The sequence below is a fragment of the Paenibacillus sp. AK002 genome, from assembly GCF_053903045.1.
Map to the genome: position 1 here is coordinate 4454386 of NZ_CP096377.1, position 19675 is coordinate 4474060.

A 19675-nucleotide genomic window follows, 5' to 3' on the forward strand; every position below is an offset into this window, starting at 1 on the left:
AACACGCCGTTTTATGTTTCAGCTATGATTCCATCATAAAACAACCCGCTTGCATTCGTCAACTTACGACATGCTCATGTAAGAACCAGCGCATACGCGCCGTCATTCCCGGATTTTGACCTGCTCCCTTATTACCCTATCCATTTCTGAAGCATATGGATGACCTCGCGGATTTGGAGCGGCTTGTGAAGGTATCCGTTCGCACCGTCTCCAAGAAATTGATCCGAATCCCTCATCGCATTCGAGCTCATGACGATCAGAGGCAGATCGCTCCACTCCGGGTTCTCCCGAATCCGCTTCATCGTTTCGACGCCGTCCATTTCAGGCATGACCGTATCCAGCAATACCGCATCGATGGATGGATGCTTGCTTAACAGCTCCAAGCACTCGAAGCCGTTCTGGGCTGTATGCACGGTCAGCTGGAGTTTCTCCAGCGCATTGGTCAATGCGTACACATTCCGTATATCATCGTCGACAATCAATACGGTCTTGTTCTCCAACCGGCTAAGCTCCTCCTGTTCGTACTCTTCCATCCGGATATCGCTCAAGTTGTTGTCGCTTGCGGTGGCAGCTACTTCGGGCAGCATAAACAGGCTGTCGGCTTCACCGCCCTCCGTTACGAGCGGCAAATATAAGATAAAGGTGCTGCCGATCCCTTCCTCGCTCTCCACGGTTATATACCCGCCAAGCAATTTGGCTAAATGCAGCGATATCGATAAGCCGAGACCCGTGCCTCCGAATTTTCTCGCCGTGGTTTCTTCACCTTGCTGGAATGCTTCGAAGATCGGCTGTAGGTGCTCTGCCGCAATCCCGATGCCGGTATCCTCAACGGAAAACGCAATGACATCGCCGCTGATAATGAAATCCGAAGTGACAATCGAATTCATTTTCTTTACCCGCAGCTTCACGCTGCCGCTCTCCGTAAACTTAATCGCATTGGAGAGCAGGTTGCGCAGAATTTGATGAAGGCGCATCCCATCGCTGTACATCATGTCGGGGAGGTCATCCGCCATCTCGATATCAAATTCCAGATTTTTGGATTCCGCGCTTTTGGAGAAGTATCCTTGCATCAGCTCCGGCAGCTCCGTCAAGTTCACCAAGTCCATTTCGATCTGCATCTTACCTGCCTCGACCTTGGACAGATCCAGGATGTCATTGATCAAATTCAACAATTCACTGCCGGAATTATGAATGACGGTAGCATAATGCTGCTCTTCCTCCGTCAGGTTCCCCTGCTTATTCTCAGCTAAAATCTGGGAGAGGATGAGCATGCTGTTCAGCGGCGTCCGCAGCTCATGGGACATATTGGCCAGGAACTGCGATTTATATTTGGAGCTCTTCTCCAGCTCTTTCGCGTATTTTTCCAATTCGCTGGCTGCAATCAGAGCTGCTTCCTTTTGAGCTCCCAACCGTTCATTCAGCAAATGCATTTCCACGGAGTGGGTCTGAAGCTCCTCGGTCTGAGCTTGCAGCTCTTCGGTTTGGCTCTGCAGCTCCTCATTCAGCGTTTGGGATTCATGGTACAGCTGCTGGATCTCCATTTTGCTTTGAATCGAATTCAAGGTCACTCCAAGCTGGAAATTCAACTGTTCGATGAGCTGAATCTCCAGCTCATCGAAGGGTTGGAATTTGGCCAACTCGATCACGCCGAGAACTTGTCCCTCGAACATCACGGGTGCCAGCAGCAGCGTGGAAGGCTCGGCATCGCCGAGTCCCGATTCGATCCGCACATAGTTGGGCGGTATATCGTCCAGTATGATCATACGCTGCTCCAGCATGCACTGCCCCACCAAACCTTCGCCCGGCAGGAAACGATCCCGGACCTTGTTCCAAGGCTCGCCGTCCGGGTCGGCAAAAGCAGCAGCCTTAACCAGTTCCGATCCTGACCGGGTAATAAACACCGCCCCATACGGAAGCTTCATGATCAAAGCCAGCTTATGAATGAAGAATTGCACGGCCGTCTCCACGCGATCGGACGATTGAAGAATCGTCGACATGACCGAGACATGATCCTTGGCCCAGTTCTGCCTGCCAACCTGTGCGAGCAGTTCGTTGGTTGTATCGGCCAACTGGCGGACCTCGTCATTGGAATGCACATGGATGCGTTGGGATATATTCCCTCCATTGACAATATCGGAGATGACGTTGGTCACTTGGTTGATCGGCTTTACGATGCTTTTCGAAATGACCCAAGCCGCACATATGGTGATCAGTGCCGCACCGGCCCATAACAGATACATCGTGTTCAATAAACGGGCATTGCTTTCCTTCATTTCTTCGATTCTGCTCGTTGTCAGTTCCCGTTCCTTGCTTCGAAAAGAGAGGAACAGCTCATGAATCGAATTCATCGCTTGCTTTCCGGGATCGTTAATAAAGAAATGAAGAGCCTCTTCATCTTGTCCGAGCTGCATGAGTTGAACCGCAGGCTGTCCGGCGTTGGTAATCCACTCCTTGATATTCTCCTTAATATTTTCCAGATGATTGGCTTGCTCCGAGTTATCGCTCACAAGCTTGTACAGCTTGTTATAATTGATCTGCCAGGACGACAGCGCTTGGTTGAAGGGCTCCAGGTAGGTTTCATCGCCCGTGATGACGTACCCTCTCTGGCCGGTTTCCATCTCCAGCATATTCTTCTCGATTTCATGCGTGAGATTATGTACTTCGATATCATGTTTCTCTATAAAATCCGCCTCTTGCTGCAGGGAAGAGATACGGTCGGAAACAATCCAGAGAAAAGCTCCAAGACACATTAATATCAATAAATAGCCGATGACAATCTTGCTGCGGATGTTGAATTTCAGGTTGTTAGACAAACGGCTAACCTCCCTTATTTTCGATCTGTATAAGTCTGCTCATATTCTCATAGTAATTGTTATGAAAATGGTTTACAAGCAAAACCAGTTTTCATGTCATCAATGATTCTTTAGTCGTAGGCAGTCAGATTTATACACGTTTGGGCATATATTGTTAGGGGACGTGCTTGTACACTTTTGATATATTCCAGCTAAAAAAGGAGGACCGCTCATATGAGGATCGTAACAGCGTTTGCGGAGACACTGCGTTGACAAGGCATGTATATCATTCCAGGAAACAGGCTGAACGTACTGCCGGTCGAGGAGCAGCGAACGTGTCGTCCCTGGAGCTGCCCCTTCTACAGGGCATGTTCATGTCGGAAATCCATCTCGGCCGCGGTGAGGGCCTCTCGCCTCACGGCCATCCGGATACCGATGAATTGTGTTACATCATTCAAGGAGACATCAGTTATTCCCTGGTGGATCCGGAAAGTCACCGAAATCTCGTGTTTCAAGCCGTACCCGGTCAGGTGGTGCATGCCCCGATCGGTTGGTGCCACTGGATTACATCGCTATCCCACGGGACGATCCTGCTCTTGATCTATCGAACCGGGCATCCGCACCAAATCGACCTTGCACCTTTATGGCCTTTTTCGCTTTACGAAAAAGATGCCTTTGAAGGCGACGACCCGAACAAGCAGCTTTCCACGAAGACACTCCTTACGCCCATCCCGCTTCAAGACAGGATCGAGAGCGAGACTTCGGAAAAGCCCATTCCGGGGCCGCCGTGGCTCAAAACCGGGCAACCTAACAACAAAACCACACGCAGCCGGTGATCGGCCACGTGTGGTTCTTGTTGCTGGGACACTTCTTATGTAATGATATCGCTCGCATCGTATGGCATTAATCAATATAGAATCTTTGTTCAGGGCGGATCTGCTTCTTCAGAAGCCTCAAGTCGGCTTCCAGCTTCGCCACCGTCTCTTCGATCTCTTCGGGATTCAGTGCCGGACGCTCAGCTTCCGGCTTAACGCCAGCCCTCAGATCGCGAATGGTGATCTGCTGCTCCTGCCATTTGTCCATCAGATCGGAGATGGTGGCATAGAACCGCTCATAATCTTGGATCACTTCGTCCAGAAAGGAATCCACTTCCTCCTGATCGTAACCCCGCAGTTTATTCGAAAAATTCTTTTCATGGATAGACAAAGCGTCCAGTTGAATGCCTAGCTGCCGAAAAAGCTTTTTCTGTTTATCCAATCGGCGTTTCATGTGTTCATCCATAATGATTTACCTCCAAATATTGGTGCAGCCCTTCTTCTTAGCCTTCTCTCTATCATTGTTTATATCATATTAAGCACCGTGATTAAAACACTCCGGGGCTTTTTTGGAGAATGTTCCAAAAACGGCAGGCCGTCATTCCCATCCTTCATGTGATTGTTACCAATCCTTTTCGGGTATTGAATTTACATAAGAAGTTCTATTGTGCACATAACCCAGAGAGGAGCGACTATTCCTATGACCAGCATGACAAAACAACAATACAGTGAACTAAGACAACGGTTGCTCAGTGATAAAGAACGGTTGGAAAATCAATTGGTGTCCCGGGAAGACACCAACAAGGATCTTTCCCTGCGAGACTCCACGGGAGAGCTGAGCGCTGCCGACAACCATCCCGCTGACGTGGGCACCGAAGTTTTCGAACGCGGTCGGGACTTGGCCATTCAGGAGACGCTCGAGCGTGAATTGGAGCAGATTGATGCTGCCCTGCAGCGTATGGACCAAGGCGAATACGGAACCTGCGCCGAATGCGGACGGGAAATTCCGTATGAACGGCTGGAAGCTTTGCCTTATACGGCCTATTGCCTCGATCATACTCCGCGAAAAGACATCAACGACAACCGTCCGGTTGAAGAGGATGTCATGACCCCGCCCCCATCAGGCGCCGGCGTCAACCGCCAAGCAGCCGACGGTAAATTTGATGACGCCGGCGCCTGGGATGCCGTGGAAGATTACGGAACCTCCACATCGCCCGGCATGTCCATTAAACCAGGACAAGACGATTATAAGAAGAATGTATGAATTGATTTGGCAAATTAGAAGGGAAAGCTGGTACCTGATGCTTGGGTACCAGCTTTTTTTGCATAATCAAGATTCTTTATGGTTCCGAACATTGGAAGCAAAAAACTCGTATTCGTCGTACTCTTCCCCTCGCTTCTTTTTATAAGGGGTCAGCATGTTATCCAGCTCAACAAATAACTCGCGCGCTTCATCTTCGCTCATATACAAGGTGGTATTGGTCAACATGGACGTCGCTTCGCCATCCTGGCTCATATTTTTAAAGAAACGGTCTCGATTCTGGTCGAACAGCTCGGATAATAATTTGTTCGTTTCGGACCGAATCAATTCCTTGATGACCGGCTCGTCGGAATCCGCCCCTCGCTTGATCTTTACCGTACCGACAAAAGGCTCGTAATATTTAGCGATAATTCCGTTGATTTCTTTGGTGGATACGATCTTGACCAGGCCGATCCGCTCCAGCTTCTTCATATGATAATGAACCTTCGCAGGCACATCCCCGATCTTGTCCGCAACCTCCTTTACGGTTGCCGGACGATCCATCTTGTTTAATACATTCAAAATCTGGAGCCGATATGGATCTGAATATATTTTGATCTCTTCCAGTGTAGTCAATTCCTTCGTTTCCACACCGTACACCTCAGTTTCACGTTAATTTTTCACCTTCTCATTATAGGCCGAGAATGACGAAATTACAAAAACGACGACGGATTCAGATGGCACGGAAACTCTTCTTTCGAATCAGGAACAGCACGGGCACCAGCATGACGAATCCCATCAACGAGAAGAGCACGGGAGGGGATTGATGCTCTGCAACAAGTCCCGTTATCAGGCTTCCGACAGGAATTGCAGCCGTGCACAATACCGTCATCAGGGCGCCAATTCTGCCCAGCATATGCCGCGGCGTTACTTCCATCAGATACGTCGAGATCGGGGCATTCAGCATGGATACGGCAAAACCGGCAACGAACATGCAGACCGCCGCGGACTCCACGCGCCACGCCGGGAGATGCCCTGGAATCCCTAAAGCAAAATATCCGATCCCGAGCATGATCGATCCTGACATGATCAAGGTGCTCTTTTTGAAACTCTTGCCGTAGCGACCAATCCATAGCCCGCTGCAAATCATACCGATCAGAAGCGCCGTTCCCATTACGCTCAGACCTCCCGCACCGGCACCCAACGTCTCCTTGACGTAGACCGGCTGCAGCACGTTCAACGGTGCCAAGCAGAAATTATTGATCATCGCCAGAATCGTCGTAATGAGAAGCAGCGAATGCTGCTTCACAAACAGAAGCGCTTCTTTGATGTCGCCGAGCACCGTTCTTTCTTTCTCGGACACCGGTCCAGGGAATTCGGCCTGTTCGGCCGCTTCGGGATTCGGCATAAAGGCGATAATAACCGCGGCGATTAGAAACGTCACGGCATCGATCAGGATCGTTCCCGAAATTCCGATCAAGGCGATTAGGGCTCCGGCAATGGACAGACCGATTAATTCGGCGCTGCGGCTCACGGATGTAGAGAAAGAATTGCCCGCGAGCAGCTGTTCCTTGGGGAGCAGCCGGGGAACGATGGAGGTTTCGGCGGGTCTGGAGAAACATTCGAGCGTTGAATTCAGGAACGTGAAGACAAACAGATGCCAGACTTCAAGAGAACCGATCGCATACAAAAAGGCCGTCAGAGACACCACGATGCCGCGGCTGAGGTAGGTTAAGGCGAGGACTCTTTTCTTAGGCCAGCGGTCTACAAAGGTTCCCGTAAACAAACTGAAAAGCAATCCCGGCAGAAAGTTAAAAGCGAACAAGGTCCCCATTAACAGCTCTGAGCCTGTGAGCATATAAACCATCCAGCTGTAAGCGATGGAATCCAAGGAATCCCCTAATCGGGTAATGGCTTGAGCAGATAAATAAATCAGGTACGGGCGGATTTTCAACAGTTGGCCAAAGCCTTGTTTTTCCAAAACGGCGGCATTTTGCATGTTTCTTTCTCCTCTTCGTTATGAAATGGTTTCATTAAACTTTTTTGTTCGTTAAAATTATAATTACGTTAAATATTTTTTAACGTTAAGTTTATTTTAATGATTTTGAAGAGGAATGCAATAGGCAAAAAAAATAAATCGCCATGTTGGCGATTTAAGGTCTAACGTTTATATTTGATAGCGCAGCTTTATTTAATTTCCACCCGTGAAGATGATCTCGCTGCTTGAAGGCATGCTTCGATGGCTCTGATATTGCTGATGGCATCTTCCGGACCGTATGGCAATGGCGCGCCATCCATCACGGCAGCAGCCATGGCGTCCGCTTGCAGGGCAAAATGGTTGTATATCCCCACTTTTTCCTCGCGGGTTCCCTTGGCCGTATGAACGAATATCTGGGCCATATCCTCCATTCTCTCCCAGCCGAAGGCGGAGGGCAGCTCAATCCTGCCGTCGGTTCCCGCAATCTCTAACGAGCATCTGGAGTAGGTCCACATGCCACAGTCGAATGTCAGGCCCAGTCCATTGTCAAATTCCATTATTCCATGTACCATCATGTCCACGCCGTCATGCTCCTCGGAGAAAAAAGCGTGGGCCGTCACGGCTTTAGGCTCCTGTCCGTATATCATTCTCGCCGCCGAGATGGGATAACATCCCACGTCGTAGATCGAACCTCCGCCCATATCCTTGCTGTAGCGGACATTGCTTTTATCCTCCGCATTGTTGAAGGTGAACGACCCGTGTATTCCGCGAAGCTGGCCGATTTCGCCGCTTTCGATGATTTCGCGTACACGCGCGTGCTTCGGATGGTAGCGGTACATGAAGGCTTCGGCGAACAGCACGTTGTGTGCTTTGGCTGCCTCAGCCATCTCACGGACATCCGTTTCCGTCAGGGCCGCCGGTTTCTCGCACAGAACATGCTTTCCGGCCTCAGCGGCTTTGATAGTCCAAGGTTTATGCAGGTGATTCGGCAACGGAATATACACCGCATCAATGTCAGGATCCGCCAGAAGCTCATCATAAGAACCATAGTATGTTTTAATATGGTATCGTTCCGCGAGCTCCCTGGCTTTATCGGCATTGCGGCTTGCTACGGCCCCAACCTCACAGCGTTCCGATTTCAATATGCCGGGTATCATTGAATTTCTTGCAATACGAGCGGTACTCATAATCCCAAAGCGCAGTTTCTTGCTCACGAGGTCATTCCTCCTTTGGCTGCATTCCGGATCTATTTTTAATAATTGTCGTTTACGGCTTTATGAAGGATCCCCAAGCATCGATCCAAATCGGTCTTAACCTGTTTTTTATAGAGTTTGGCCTTCTCGGCACCTTCGTCAGTAAAATGATAAAGTACGATTTCCTGGAAATCGACCCGCGGATCGTTTCCTTTAAGCTGTTTGGTACGGTATAGAACCCCCTCCTGCACCAATTCATGCAGAGCACGATAGATTTCGCTTTGCGGCGGCGAATATCCATGGCTCTTGAATTCCTGCCGTAGTTCTTCGAGCATCTGATATCCATATCCGCGCTGCTGCTCCACCATGGTAATAAGATATACTTTGATAAAAGCGCGCTGCGCGATCATAAATGCCATTCGGACGCCTCCTCCTTCACGAGCTACTTGTCCCATAATATACCTTATTATAACCCACAGTTTCCCAGTTTGCACAATAGGAAGCATCCTTCTCTTTTTAAACCAAGAAGGCGTGGATTGAAACGTTGGCAGGTGATGGTCGCATGGGAATGAGGCAGGGATGCCCATGCTTTTTCTGTTGTGAATTTTTCATATGTTGTAATTGTATAGTGTTTAGTTTTTCACCTGTTGTTGATTCGGTCGTTTGGTTCGTTTGGGTCTTAGGAACGATGGAGCGAGCCCATGAAAAAGCCCACCCTAAAGGGTGGGCTTCATTTTGTTTTCACATGCCGGTGGTTGTCCCGGCGGATGGATGCGATTTGCCGTATGGCCGAATAGAGCGAGGGTTCCGTGCACCCGCGATGCCGACGAGCCATTTTCCGAACGGCAGCTTTGCAAGCAGGCGAGTTGCGGCGTACGCTATCGCCACGCTGATGATCCATGAAGAAAGGATCCTCACCAGAGATGGCATGCCGATCAGCAGATACCCGTCGACTGCATAGCTTATCCGGAGCGTTAATAAATGCATCAGGTAAGCACCGTACGAATAGACGCCAATGGAGGTTAGGAGCGCATTCGTCCGCGCTCCGGCATGGCGGGTAATCCAGCCGGCCGTATCGTACATGACCATGATGGAGCTAATCAGGAAAAGCGCCATCATCGGCCGCAGCAGCGACAAGGAATAGAACGTGATCGCTCCATTCTCCGCTGAACGGATTTCATTCACGGCCTGCATGAGCATCCAGCCGAACGTAAATGCAAAGACCAGCCATATGGCCGGTCGGGCCTTCTTGAGCCATTTTATCCAATAGGCATGATATAAACCGGCTGCTGCCCCAAGCGCAAAATAGAAGAAATAATAAAGTGCATTCCGATCCGCATAGGTTGTGAACAGCTCGCTCCACACCGGTATGCTCAAACTTCCCATCAAGTGCCCGATATCATTGATAACTCCCGTCAAGCCCACGTACAGCAGCCCGGAAAGAACCAGTATCGTAAGCTGCGTCCGTACGCCGCATCGTTCCTTGATTCCTAGTATGGCGGATCTGAAGAGTGGATACAGCAAATAAAATTGGAACAGCATAATAATATACCAAAAATGCGAGCTGGCTTTTCCGGTTAACCATACTTCCCCAAGATATTTCCAGTCCCCGATCCATGCGGGATTAAACTTATGATTGATTAATAATGTGATCAGGGTCCATACGGCAAAAGGAACATAAATGTCGCCGAATCGTCTTTTGATGAACCTGCCGTATTGCAAACCGCCTTTATCATTATAAAACAACACCATGCCGGTAATAAAAATAAAGACGGGCACAGCGAATTTCGTCGCCATCAGAAGGAAGCCCATCATCAGGCCATCATTTGACGTCATCCCCGGCGCGACCGAATAATGCGCGATGGAATGCTGCAAAACCACAGCCAGGAAGGCCATTCCTCGGAGGCGCTCGATTTCCGGAATTCTTTGTTTGGACATACTGCTCCCCCTTCATCTGGCTTCATATGAATCAACCTCATTTTAAGGGACTTCTCCCGTGACGGGCTAATCCAATTATTTACTGGCCATGACGGCTGGCTCCATACCTGGCATTCACCCGTATGATTATGTATATAATGAAAAACTTCTATCGGCATGCATTCACGGAAGACTTGCCGCAGGTAGAGACCTCTTTTCTAACGAATATCTCGGAGGCACAAATGACGAAGGGTTACTTTCTGACCGCAAAAAAACCGGTTCCGAATCGGAACCGGTTCACGCTACTTACAGCAGCGTAGTTCCTCGCGGCGGCAGTGTGTCGTTCCGGTCTGGATCAACCGCACCGTATCGCCCCTCGTTTCTGTAATCGTAATCGCGGAATATATCGTAAATGCCGGTATTCTCTTGATCGGCGTCAACCATGACGAGAATCCGTCCCTGCTCGACATAGGACTCATATTCCTTCGCCTCATCTTCCGGGATGCCAAGGCCGATAAAGCCTCCGACCAGCCCGCCGGCTCCCGCACCGACTGCTGCGCCCGTAAGGGTCGCTGCTATCGGTCCGGCCGCAAGAATCGGGCCGATGCCGGGAATGGCGAGGGCTCCCAGCCCAGCCAGCAATCCTGCCGTGCCTCCAAGTATGCCGCCTGTTGCTGCACCCGCAGCTACTCCTTCGGGAGCCATCGTTCCCGTCTGCTCGGCTATCATGTCCGCCTCGCGTTTATCCTTCGCTATAATGGAAATGGCATCGTTCGGAATTCCGTGCCGCTGCAGCTGCTCTATAGCTTGAGCGGCCTCCTGTTCCGAACGAAATACCCCAACAACTTTCTTCTCCATGATAAACCCTCCTCATCGGTGGTCGTTCATATTTAACATTACCCGACGGGAGGGGAAATTAAACGTGGCGCTGCCTTGTTATGCCTTGGGTCTGGTCCGATTTGTTGCGATCGCCTCCAGCGGATCATCAGGCCAATAATGCTTAGGATATCTACCCTTTAGATCCTTTTTCACCTCGTAATACCCGTTTGCCCAAAAGCTCGACAGATCAGAGGTAACCTGGACCGGTCTCTGCGCAGGCGACAACAAATGTAAGGTCAGCGCAACGCGCCCGCCGGCAATGCGCGGCGTGTCCCGCATCCCGAACATCTCCTGCAGACGAACGGCCAGAAACGGCTGTTCAGGGTTGCTGTAGTTGATCGGGATCTGCGACCCGCTCGGCACCTTGATATGCGTCGGGGCTTCTTTTTGAAGCTGCTGCTTCTGCTCCCAGCTGAGCATATGTTCCAAGAGCGTTCCGGGTGCCAGTCGCCTGATATCATTACGATTCCTCAGCCCGTCCAAATAAGGAAGCAGCCACGCTTCCGCGCGATCCAGCAATCCTTCGTCCGATACATCCGGCCAATCCCCTTCGGCTTCGTGCCGGAACATAAAGGCCATCCGTTCTCTCAGCTGCACGGCCGCCTTGCTCCACTGAAATAAGCCAAGGCCCTCCTGCCTGATCCCTTGCAGCAAGGCGCGCGCTATTTCCTCCCCTGTCGGATTGGGATAGGCTTGTTCCTTGATAACGATGGCTCCCAGCATCAGCTTCTGCCTGGCCCTGATGCTGCCGGAAGCTGTATCCCATGCGACTTCTTTCTGCTGTTCCATCTCGTCAAGATAATACTGCTCAAGCCAGGCTTCGTCCATTTCGGAAGCTAGCTGGATATTCCCGTCTGCACCTTGATCGTCTACGGATGCGGCCACAATGTACCTGGCACGGCTCATAGGCTGAACCGCAGCCAACTTCACGCCCCTGCCGCTGCGCATGAGAAACCCGCTGCCTCCCCTGTTCTTCGCGATCCGATCCGGATAGGCAAACGACAGCAGCAGGCCGCAGAGGTTCAGGTCACCGTCAGCTGCATATTCGATATTCAGCTGGGCGTGGAGCTTCCGAATCTCTTGTTTCATCCGCTGCAGCACGGCTTCGTTCACCGTGTCCTGCTGGGCGGATCGCTGTCCATGCTGTTCAAACAAGAGAAGCCGTTCCACGCGCGTACGCAAATCCTGGTCCCGAAGCGCTTCGCTTCGGCTCAGTATATCGCGCTCCTGAAGCAGAACGGCGATTCGGATGGCCAGCGAGGCCTCGCCGATTTCCTGTGCCTTAAGCAGCATGTGAGCCAGCCTCGGATGAACTCCAAGCAGCGCCATCTCACGGCCATGCCGGGTGATGCTGCCCGTATCATCCAGAGCCGAAAGCTGCTTCAATAACGCTTGACCTTGCGCATAGGCCAGCCGAGGCGGCGCGTCAAGCCAAGCGAGCTGCTCCGGATCACGCGCACCCCATACGGCCAATTCCAAGGCCAGCGGCGCAAGATCGGATTCGCGGATCGCCGGAATGGTACTCTCCGGCAGATGGCGGTGCTCTTCCTCACTCCACAAGCGATAGCACACGCCGGCCGAGACGCGGCCTGCCCTGCCCCTTCTCTGATCGGCAGACGCTCTGGACAGCCGTCTCGTGATCAATTGCGGCAGTCCCGTTCTCGGGGAGAATGCTTCTGTTCGCATATAACCGCTGTCCACGACGGTTTTGATCCCCTGAATGGTAATGCTGCTCTCCGCGATGCTTGTGGACAGAACAATTTTACGCCGTCCGTTCACATCTCGTTTTATGGCTTCATCCTGCTTCTCCGCCGGAAGGGCGCTGTATAATTCACGAATGACGACTTCTGGATTTAAGCCCGTTCTTAATAATTCATTCGCGGTCCGCCTGATTTCACGAGCACCTGGCAAAAATACGAGTATATCGCCTTCCTGTTCGGCGAGCGCGCGCGTAATGGCGATAGCGGCACCTTTATGTATCTCATCCAGAGGGAACGAGCGCAGATAGTGAGTCGTTACCGGAAAAGCACGCCCTTCGCTGACGATGACCGGTGCGTCTCCAAGAAGCTTCGCAACCGGCTCCGCCTCAAGGGTAGCGGACATGACCAGCAGCCTTAAATCTTCCCGCAGGACCGCTTGGGATTCCATCGCAAAAGCCAGTCCGGCATCGGCCTGCAAATTCCGCTCATGAAATTCGTCAAATATAATCATGCCGATGCCGGTCAATTCCGGATCAGCCTGCAGCATCCGCGTCAAAACGCCTTCCGTGACGACCTCGATCCGAGTGTCCCGTCCGATCTTGCTGTCCATCCGAACCCGGTACCCGATCGTTTCTCCTATCGCTTCTCCCAATGAGGCCGCCATAAATCCCGCCGCTGAGCGGGCCGCAATCCTTCTGGGCTCCAGCATGATGATCCGTTTGCCGGCAAGCCAAGGTTCATTCAGAAAAGCAAGCGGCACTTGCGTCGTCTTACCTGCACCCGGTTCAGCGATCAACACGGCATGAGTTCCTGTCGATAAAGCCTTTTTCAATTGTGGTAATACTCGGTGAATCGGTAGTTCAGTCATGGATATCTCTCCGTCATCCTATCGAATATCAATATAATCCCTTAATTATATTAAACAGCCGATTTACGTCAAGTAGGCCATTGGCTGGCGAGAATCGATGCATATGCGCTACAATATGAATATCATTCCTGTGAAACATCAAGATTCAATTAGTCGGAAGGTGAAATGTATGGAGCAGCAAGCCACATTTCGCGGCCGCTTTGCCCCTACGCCATCAGGCAAGATGCATATCGGCAATGCATTGACCGCTTTGCTTGGATGGCTGCAAATGAGGAGTATGAACGGTCAATATATACTCCGAATCGAAGATATCGATGTGCAGCGTTCCCGCCAAGAGCTCGCAGACGAGATCATGAGAGATCTGGAATGGCTCGGATTGGATTGGGATGAAGGCCCCGGCGTTGGCGGAGCCTGCGGGCCGTATCATCAGGCTGCTCGCCACGCATTGTACGAACGGGAAATCGCCAAACTGAAGGAATCGAATATGCTGTACCCCTGCTATTGCAGCCGGGCGGATATAACGGCGGCAGCCAGCGCACCGCATGGCATTGCATCGGAGGGCTTTCGCTATCCGGGAACCTGCCGAGAGCTGACCCGGGAGGAAGCTGCGCTGAAAGAGATTCATAAGAAACCTTCGCTGCGCATGAAGGTGCCGCACAGAATCGTTTCCTTTGTTGACGGCATTGCCGGGGTTCAGCGTTACCGACTATCCGACGGCGGAGATTTTGTCGTGAGGAGAGCCGACGATATCATTTCGTATCAACTCGCGGTGGTGGCGGATGATGCGCTAATGGGCATAACCCATGTGCTCCGAGGAGCTGATCTTCTGGACTCCACCCCTCGTCAGCTGCTATTGTATGAAGCGCTGTCCTATCAGCCGCCGCAGTTTGCGCACACACCGCTGATGGTGGATGCGGAGGGCAAACGGCTGGCCAAGCGAACCCGGGGGCTCAGCCTCTCCTTTCTACGCGGCCAGGGCATCGCGCCGGAACGCTTAACCGGCTGGCTGGCATGGACAGCCGGCCTCCTGGATCACCCGGAAGCAGCAACTCCTGCGGAATTGATCCCTGTTTTTGATTTATCGAAAGTTTCTTCATTCCCCATAAAAATTTCGGATCCTGTCAAAAACCGGCTGTTCGAGCTTTAACTTTAGCGAAAAACAATCAGCGCCAGCCCTTTCATTCTCGTGGCGAGAAGAAAGACTGGCGCTGTTCCGTTATTCCTTACCGGTTAATCGTTCCCTGACCTTGGACTCATACTGCGTAAACGCGCTGTTACCGCTTAACCCCCGCTGTTCCAGCAGCAACTGCAGCCTAAGGTGCTTTTCATTGAGCTTACGTTTGAGCTGCTCCTGCTCGCCCTCGTTTCGGGTAGCGCCGAGCAAATCATAGAGCTGGACGCATTCCTTCCGAAGCGTTACTTCTTCAGGAACGTAACCCGCGTTTTTCATGATGCGGTAGGACATCCTCAAATCTTCCGGGATGTGCGAAAGATCGTCGATCGGGAGTTTTTTGCCGGCAAGAGGCAGGTTATCGAATTCTCCGTTGCGGATCGCTTCCTCGATCTTCTGCTCAGCCAATCTGGAAAAGATGCTCATGTAAATCCAGCCTCCTCCTGTTCCTTCGTCCTCTCATCATAAATCAGCCCGCGGGATATTCCAAGTTCTAAATGTAGGGGATCACACGCAGGTCATCCGATCCCTTTCAACATTACAACAGCGATTCCGCTCCATCTATGAATATCTGTGCCCCTGTAATATGTCTCGACTGGTCGGAAGCGAGAAACGCCACCAAATCGGCGACCTCTTCCGGCGTCCCCGGCCCGTCTGCCAGCGGCTGACTTCCTTCCGGATATTCAACCGGTATCACGATTTCCTCCAGATCCCCTTGCTTCTTCGTGCTTTGGTCGATGTTGGTGGATATCGCGCCGGGACAAATCACATTGACTCTGATCTTGAATTGAGCCAGCTCCAGCGCAGCCATCTTCGCAAAAGCGACCTGTCCCGCTTTGGTTGTGCTATAGGCGCTCATGCCAAAGTTGGAGAAGGTTCGAGTGCCATTGACGGAGCTCGTAATGATGATGCTGCCCTGCCCCCTCTTCTTGAGATGCGGAATTGCATATTTGACCGTCAGGAACGTCCCGTTCAAATTTACGTTCAGCGTCTTGGCCCATTCCTCCAGCTTCATTTCATCGATCGGCGTCATGACGCCGTTGATCCCTGCATTGGCAAATACAATATCGACGCCGCCAAATATCTCCACCGTTTCAAGGACTGCCTTTTCCACCCTGTCGGGATCGGTTGTATCTACGTCGAATGCTCTGGCCGCCCCTTCGCGAATGGAGTTGATCTCCGATTCCGCTTGATGGGTCCGATCATCCAACAGATCGAATAAGGCCACATTCGCGCCTTCCTTCGCCAGCTGAATGGCAGCCGCCTTTCCGATGCCTGATCCGGCACCGGTAATGATCGCCGTTCTCCCATGAAAACGTCCGTGTCCTTCATTCATGTCCAACACGCTCCTTTTGTCGTTATCCGTTATGCGTTCATCTGTCACAAGATTACCCAAAAGGAGTTGTTTTATAATCATGATTTCTAATTTTTTGCAAGATCCGATTGGACTTACACGTCCGTTCGCGAAAAGATATAGGTTGAGAGCTGATATGAAGCGAAAACCACCAGGCAGGATATGCCGAGTCCATACCAAAGATAATCCGTTTGCAGGCCATCCGACCACAGCGTATTGATAGCCATCGTAATCGCGAACAACACCGCTACCAGCACCAGCTTCAGCGTTTGTCCGCCCTTGGGCCCCAGCCAATAATAGAGAGGATAGTAAACGGCAATAAACAGGATCAAGGAAATGCCGGACACAATATTTTGATAAAGAACAGCGCCTTCTCCATCCCCGCCTAACCAGATATAAGCGATTTGGACCAGGAAACCCGCCAATAACCCGATCAACATAAACAAGAGGGAAGAGACATACTTGCTCAACACAATGTCCCGGCGCGGTATCGGCAAACTCATGGAATATTTATGGAAAGGATGCAAATCGGTATTCGAAATGACGATGATCATCATCCCGGCCACCATATAACCTAGGATGCCGACGGCATTGCCAAACGAAAACAACGCCAGCCAGATCGCAAAGAGCCAAGCATATTTTCGGATGACCATCCAATCCTTATGAATGAGGGGAACGATATGACTCATGAACAGTGTCTCCTTTCGAAGTGTAATACATAATATCCTCCAGGGCAGGCCGCTCGTATAACACGCTGTCTCCGAACAGCTTGTGCGCGGATTCCCGGTTTGCCGAGAGAGCCTCGAACCCGTACGGCGTTTCCTTGAGGCCGGTAAACTGCTTGCGGACATCCGGATCCAACAGGTCGCTGCTGCCTTTGACAATGACATATTTGTCGATAATTTCATCCTTGCCTTCACTGAACACGATGCGACCCCGGTGAATAAAGGTGATGTAATCCGCTATTCGATCCAGATCATCCGTATTATGCGTTGAGAACAGGATCGTCCGGTTCTCATCCTGTATAAAATCGCTCAGCAATTGCAGCAGCTCTCTGCGAAATACCGGATCAAGACCCGCTGTCGGCTCATCTAAAATCAATATTCGCGGATCATGAGCCATGGCCATCGCAATGGAAAATTTCATTTTCATGCCTTTCGAGCAATCCTTTAGTTTCTTTCTGCCGGGAAGCTCGAACATCTGCATCAGCTGATCCATTCTGGTGCTGTTCCAGCGCTTATAAAAAGGGGACGTCATGCGGATAATTTGATTCAGCGTTAAATACTCATAAAAAATATTCTCGTCCGAAACAAAACCGATCTCTTCCTTATAACTTGCATCGTCCGAGCGAAGCCGCCGGCCATTCACGGCGATCTGGCCTGAATCCGGGACAACCATCCCCATGATGGAGCGGATAAGCGTGCTTTTGCCGGCTCCGTTGGGGCCGATCAATCCGGTAATGTATCCCTTAGGGATAAGAAGGGAAATGTCGTTCAGCGCAAACGATGTATATTTCTTGCTCAGATGGTTGATTTGCATTGCTGGTTGATCCTGATCCTGTATTCCGTCTACATTCTTCATTCGGATTCCTCCTTGTTTATTGTATGGATCATCTCGATCAATTCCTCGGCCTCTATAGGAATGCTTCGGCATTCCTCGAGAATATCCCTGATTTTATCTTCGATCAGGCGCAGGCGTTGCTCCCGAATCATATCCTGATTGCCTCCCGATACGAAGGAGCCTCTGCCTACCATCGACTCGATCAAGCCGACGGCTTCCAGCTCGCTGTATGCCCTCTTCGTCGTAATAACGCTGATTCCCAAGTCCTTGGCTAGCTGCCGGATAGAAGGAAGCGGCTCTCCCGGCTTCATCTCTCCGCGCATGATGCTCTGCCGGATCTGTCTTTCAATTTGCAAGTAAATCGGCTCGCCGCTGGAATGGGATAGAATAATCTGAATCATCGCAATAATATTTCACCGCCTTTTCTGTGCCTGATATTAGGGTTCAGTTATGTTGATGATGTGTATATAAAGTATTTATTGTATATATACAATATACACATTAAATAATACCGCGTCAATTCCGTTTATTTTCGAATCCAAGTAAAAAAAAGCCGGACCTCATGGGTCCGGCTCGCGATATAATCGGTCATTTCTGTACTACCATACGATCTCCAGAAAGGAAGCGTCATCTTCCAGACCGCCTGTATGGCGGGCATTCATTAATACTTGTACTTGCTCATCGGGAATCGGCTCCTTCATCGGGTCCAGATCCGTAAGCCCGTCGCTGTATAATTGAAGGCGATAACCGGTCTCCGGTTCCAGCTTGCACGTAAACACGTGAGGACTGCCTCCGATCGGTCCGGTGCGGGAAGACCAGCGTTCGGCCGTTCGGAAGCGGTCTCCGAATATTGAAGTAATCTCGTCCTGCTGACGCCATAATCGTACCCTGGAGTCTCCCTGCCAGGCAAGCCACAGCCTTCCTTTTCGACGAAAACCCGTTGACCGCTCGATGCGTCCGCATATGTACATGGCTTCGCTTCCCTTGCGCTGCTTCTCCTCCAGCACTTCACGCAGAAGCTTGGGGGTTTCGGAGCTCAGCGAATGCGTCCGCATTTCCCGATCTGCTTCATGCGTTAGTTCCTTCAGCTTGCGCTCCAGCGATGAGGACGTGGGCTCTTCAACCGTATCCAGCCAGTTCATCAAGCCCTGACCGAGCAGGCGCGAAGCCACATCGCCTCGGTAACTCAAGCCGACGCCGTCACACAATACAAAATGGCAGACCTCTTCATCCATTTTCAATGCAATGAAATCCTGACCCGTCTCGGAGAGCATGACGGATTCTGCCGCTCTGCCATACGCATAACGACATGTGAACAAATCCCTAATCTTCGTAAGCGGCTCTTCCCCGGTCTGCTTGCTCTCGTAATAAAACGACGCTGTTTGAGCCTTCCGCTTGCGAATCCCCAACGTTTCCATGCTTCTAGCGTATGATCGCTTCATGGCTGTGACCTCTTACCTTACCGGCGTGGCGGCTGACATCTGGAATCCGATGGACACCAGCTCGGAGCATGTGCCAGGGAGCATCATCAAGGCCCCCGGACTCAGCTGATAATCCGCCTCAACCAGCATTTCTCGATAGCTCTCGGGAAGAACGGAAGACATCATCTTGAGTTTGCGCGCGTGTTCATCCTCAAGCTGCGTATCAGCCAATATCCCCTTCCAGCGGCGTGGTTCGGAGATCGGCTGGTTCATCAGATGGTCGGAGATGAAAATATTCTCCACCAGTACGTTTCCGTCCGGAACGCTCATATTCATGATACGGCGGGCAATCGGTTCCGGATCCTCTCCCGTGGCCACGCCATCCGTCATATGGCATACGAGCGGCGCAGGGCAATCCTGCATGTTGGGAATCTCCGATTGCAGAATTTTCTCGGCCTGAAGAAACGCTTTGGCCGAATCGGAGAACCGCTTCGGCGTCAAATCCGGAAGCGAGCCGATCGCCGCAATTTCGTCAATGCCCTTGATCCCGTTTAACAAATCATATACGTCATCGCTGTATGCAAGAATGGCGATCCGGTACCTCGGCGTCAGCCGGTTCCCCTTGGTGGAACGAAACACCATTTGCCGAATGGCTAAGGATAACGCTTCGTAAACAACATCAATCCTTCTGCGATCCTCCATCAGCATATTCATGGACGCGCTGATATCAATCAGATATATAATGAGCGCTGGCGTGCGCTGTGATGCTTGAATGGTATAGTTCATC

General features: G+C 51.2%; 19 protein-coding genes. 3 read left to right on the forward strand and 16 right to left on the reverse strand.

What is annotated here, in order from left to right:
* Positions 1-131 precede the first annotated feature (131 nt).
* A complete protein-coding gene (locus M1D70_RS19670; RefSeq protein ID WP_456287735.1) occupies positions 132-2813 on the reverse strand; it encodes a CHASE3 domain-containing protein in 2682 nt (893 codons plus the stop codon).
* Between the two features lie 248 nt (positions 2814-3061).
* Here M1D70_RS19670 and M1D70_RS19675 point away from each other — a divergent pair, with 248 nt between their 5' ends.
* Entirely contained in the window at positions 3062-3628 is a 567-nt protein-coding gene (locus M1D70_RS19675; protein ID WP_456287736.1) for a cupin domain-containing protein, read from the forward strand.
* A gap of 67 nt (positions 3629-3695) precedes the next feature.
* On the opposite strand, the gene M1D70_RS19680 is transcribed toward M1D70_RS19675, so the two are convergent.
* Positions 3696-4073 carry a DivIVA domain-containing protein gene (locus tag M1D70_RS19680; RefSeq protein WP_009590687.1) on the reverse strand — a complete coding sequence of 126 codons (378 nt, stop codon included), beginning with the start codon at positions 4071-4073 and terminating at the stop codon, positions 3696-3698.
* 234 nt (positions 4074-4307) lie between these two features.
* On the opposite strand from M1D70_RS19680, the gene M1D70_RS19685 reads away from it, so the two are divergent.
* Positions 4308-4871, forward strand: a complete 564-nt coding sequence (locus M1D70_RS19685; RefSeq protein WP_456287737.1) for a TraR/DksA C4-type zinc finger protein — start codon at positions 4308-4310, stop codon at positions 4869-4871.
* Positions 4872-4937: 66 nt separating this feature from the next.
* Here M1D70_RS19685 and M1D70_RS19690 read toward each other — a convergent pair whose 3' ends face one another.
* The 7 genes from M1D70_RS19690 to hrpB all read right to left on the reverse strand — a co-directional run bounded on the left by M1D70_RS19690 (position 4938) and on the right by hrpB (position 13382).
* Positions 4938-5498: a helix-turn-helix domain-containing protein gene (locus M1D70_RS19690; RefSeq protein WP_456287738.1), complete on the reverse strand. Its 561-nt coding sequence runs from the start codon at positions 5496-5498 to the stop codon at positions 4938-4940.
* Between the two features lie 82 nt (positions 5499-5580).
* Positions 5581-6846, reverse strand: a complete 1266-nt coding sequence (locus M1D70_RS19695) for an MFS transporter (protein WP_456287739.1) — start codon at positions 6844-6846, stop codon at positions 5581-5583.
* 188 nt (positions 6847-7034) lie between these two features.
* Positions 7035-8039: a Gfo/Idh/MocA family protein gene (locus M1D70_RS19700; RefSeq protein ID WP_456287740.1), complete on the reverse strand. Its 1005-nt coding sequence runs from the start codon at positions 8037-8039 to the stop codon at positions 7035-7037.
* A 38-nt stretch (positions 8040-8077) separates the two neighbouring features.
* Entirely contained in the window at positions 8078-8437 is a 360-nt protein-coding gene (locus M1D70_RS19705; protein WP_009590710.1) for a helix-turn-helix transcriptional regulator, read from the reverse strand.
* A gap of 322 nt (positions 8438-8759) precedes the next feature.
* Positions 8760-9956: an acyltransferase gene (locus M1D70_RS19710; protein ID WP_456287741.1), complete on the reverse strand. Its 1197-nt coding sequence runs from the start codon at positions 9954-9956 to the stop codon at positions 8760-8762.
* 285 nt (positions 9957-10241) lie between these two features.
* Complete coding sequence (locus M1D70_RS19715; protein WP_009590725.1) at positions 10242-10793, reverse strand: general stress protein; 552 nt, start codon at positions 10791-10793, stop codon at positions 10242-10244.
* Between the two features lie 78 nt (positions 10794-10871).
* Complete coding sequence (hrpB, locus tag M1D70_RS19720) at positions 10872-13382, reverse strand: ATP-dependent helicase HrpB (protein WP_456287742.1); 2511 nt, start codon at positions 13380-13382, stop codon at positions 10872-10874.
* A 169-nt stretch (positions 13383-13551) separates the two neighbouring features.
* Between hrpB and gluQRS the strand changes: the two genes are divergently transcribed.
* Positions 13552-14529, forward strand: coding sequence for a tRNA glutamyl-Q(34) synthetase GluQRS (gluQRS, locus tag M1D70_RS19725; protein ID WP_456287743.1), 978 nt, complete (start codon positions 13552-13554; stop codon positions 14527-14529).
* A 69-nt stretch (positions 14530-14598) separates the two neighbouring features.
* Here gluQRS and M1D70_RS19730 read toward each other — a convergent pair whose 3' ends face one another.
* From M1D70_RS19730 to M1D70_RS19760, 7 genes are all read right to left on the reverse strand, one after another.
* The gene (locus M1D70_RS19730) at positions 14599-14979 is read right to left on the reverse strand and encodes a DnaJ family domain-containing protein (RefSeq protein WP_009590658.1); all 381 of its coding nucleotides are present in this window, start codon (positions 14977-14979) and stop codon (positions 14599-14601) included.
* A gap of 112 nt (positions 14980-15091) precedes the next feature.
* Complete coding sequence (locus M1D70_RS19735; RefSeq protein WP_009590728.1) at positions 15092-15889, reverse strand: SDR family oxidoreductase; 798 nt, start codon at positions 15887-15889, stop codon at positions 15092-15094.
* 113 nt (positions 15890-16002) lie between these two features.
* On the reverse strand, positions 16003-16596 hold the full coding sequence (locus tag M1D70_RS19740) for an ABC-2 transporter permease (protein ID WP_009590634.1): 594 nt from the start codon (positions 16594-16596) through the stop codon (positions 16003-16005).
* Positions 16568-17488 carry an ABC transporter ATP-binding protein gene (locus M1D70_RS19745; RefSeq protein WP_456287744.1) on the reverse strand — a complete coding sequence of 307 codons (921 nt, stop codon included), beginning with the start codon at positions 17486-17488 and terminating at the stop codon, positions 16568-16570. Before M1D70_RS19745 ends, M1D70_RS19740 begins: the two co-directional genes overlap by 29 nt.
* Positions 17485-17868 (reverse strand): GntR family transcriptional regulator, encoded by a 384-nt coding sequence (locus tag M1D70_RS19750; RefSeq protein WP_009590704.1) that lies wholly within the window; start codon positions 17866-17868, stop codon positions 17485-17487. The genes M1D70_RS19745 and M1D70_RS19750 overlap by 4 nt, the downstream gene beginning before the upstream one ends.
* Before the next feature lie 198 nt (positions 17869-18066).
* Positions 18067-18909, reverse strand: coding sequence for a hypothetical protein (locus M1D70_RS19755; protein ID WP_456287745.1), 843 nt, complete (start codon positions 18907-18909; stop codon positions 18067-18069).
* 12 nt (positions 18910-18921) lie between these two features.
* A complete protein-coding gene (locus M1D70_RS19760) occupies positions 18922-19674 on the reverse strand; it encodes a vWA domain-containing protein (RefSeq protein ID WP_036661656.1) in 753 nt (250 codons plus the stop codon).
* Between the last annotated feature and the right edge of the window lies 1 nt (position 19675).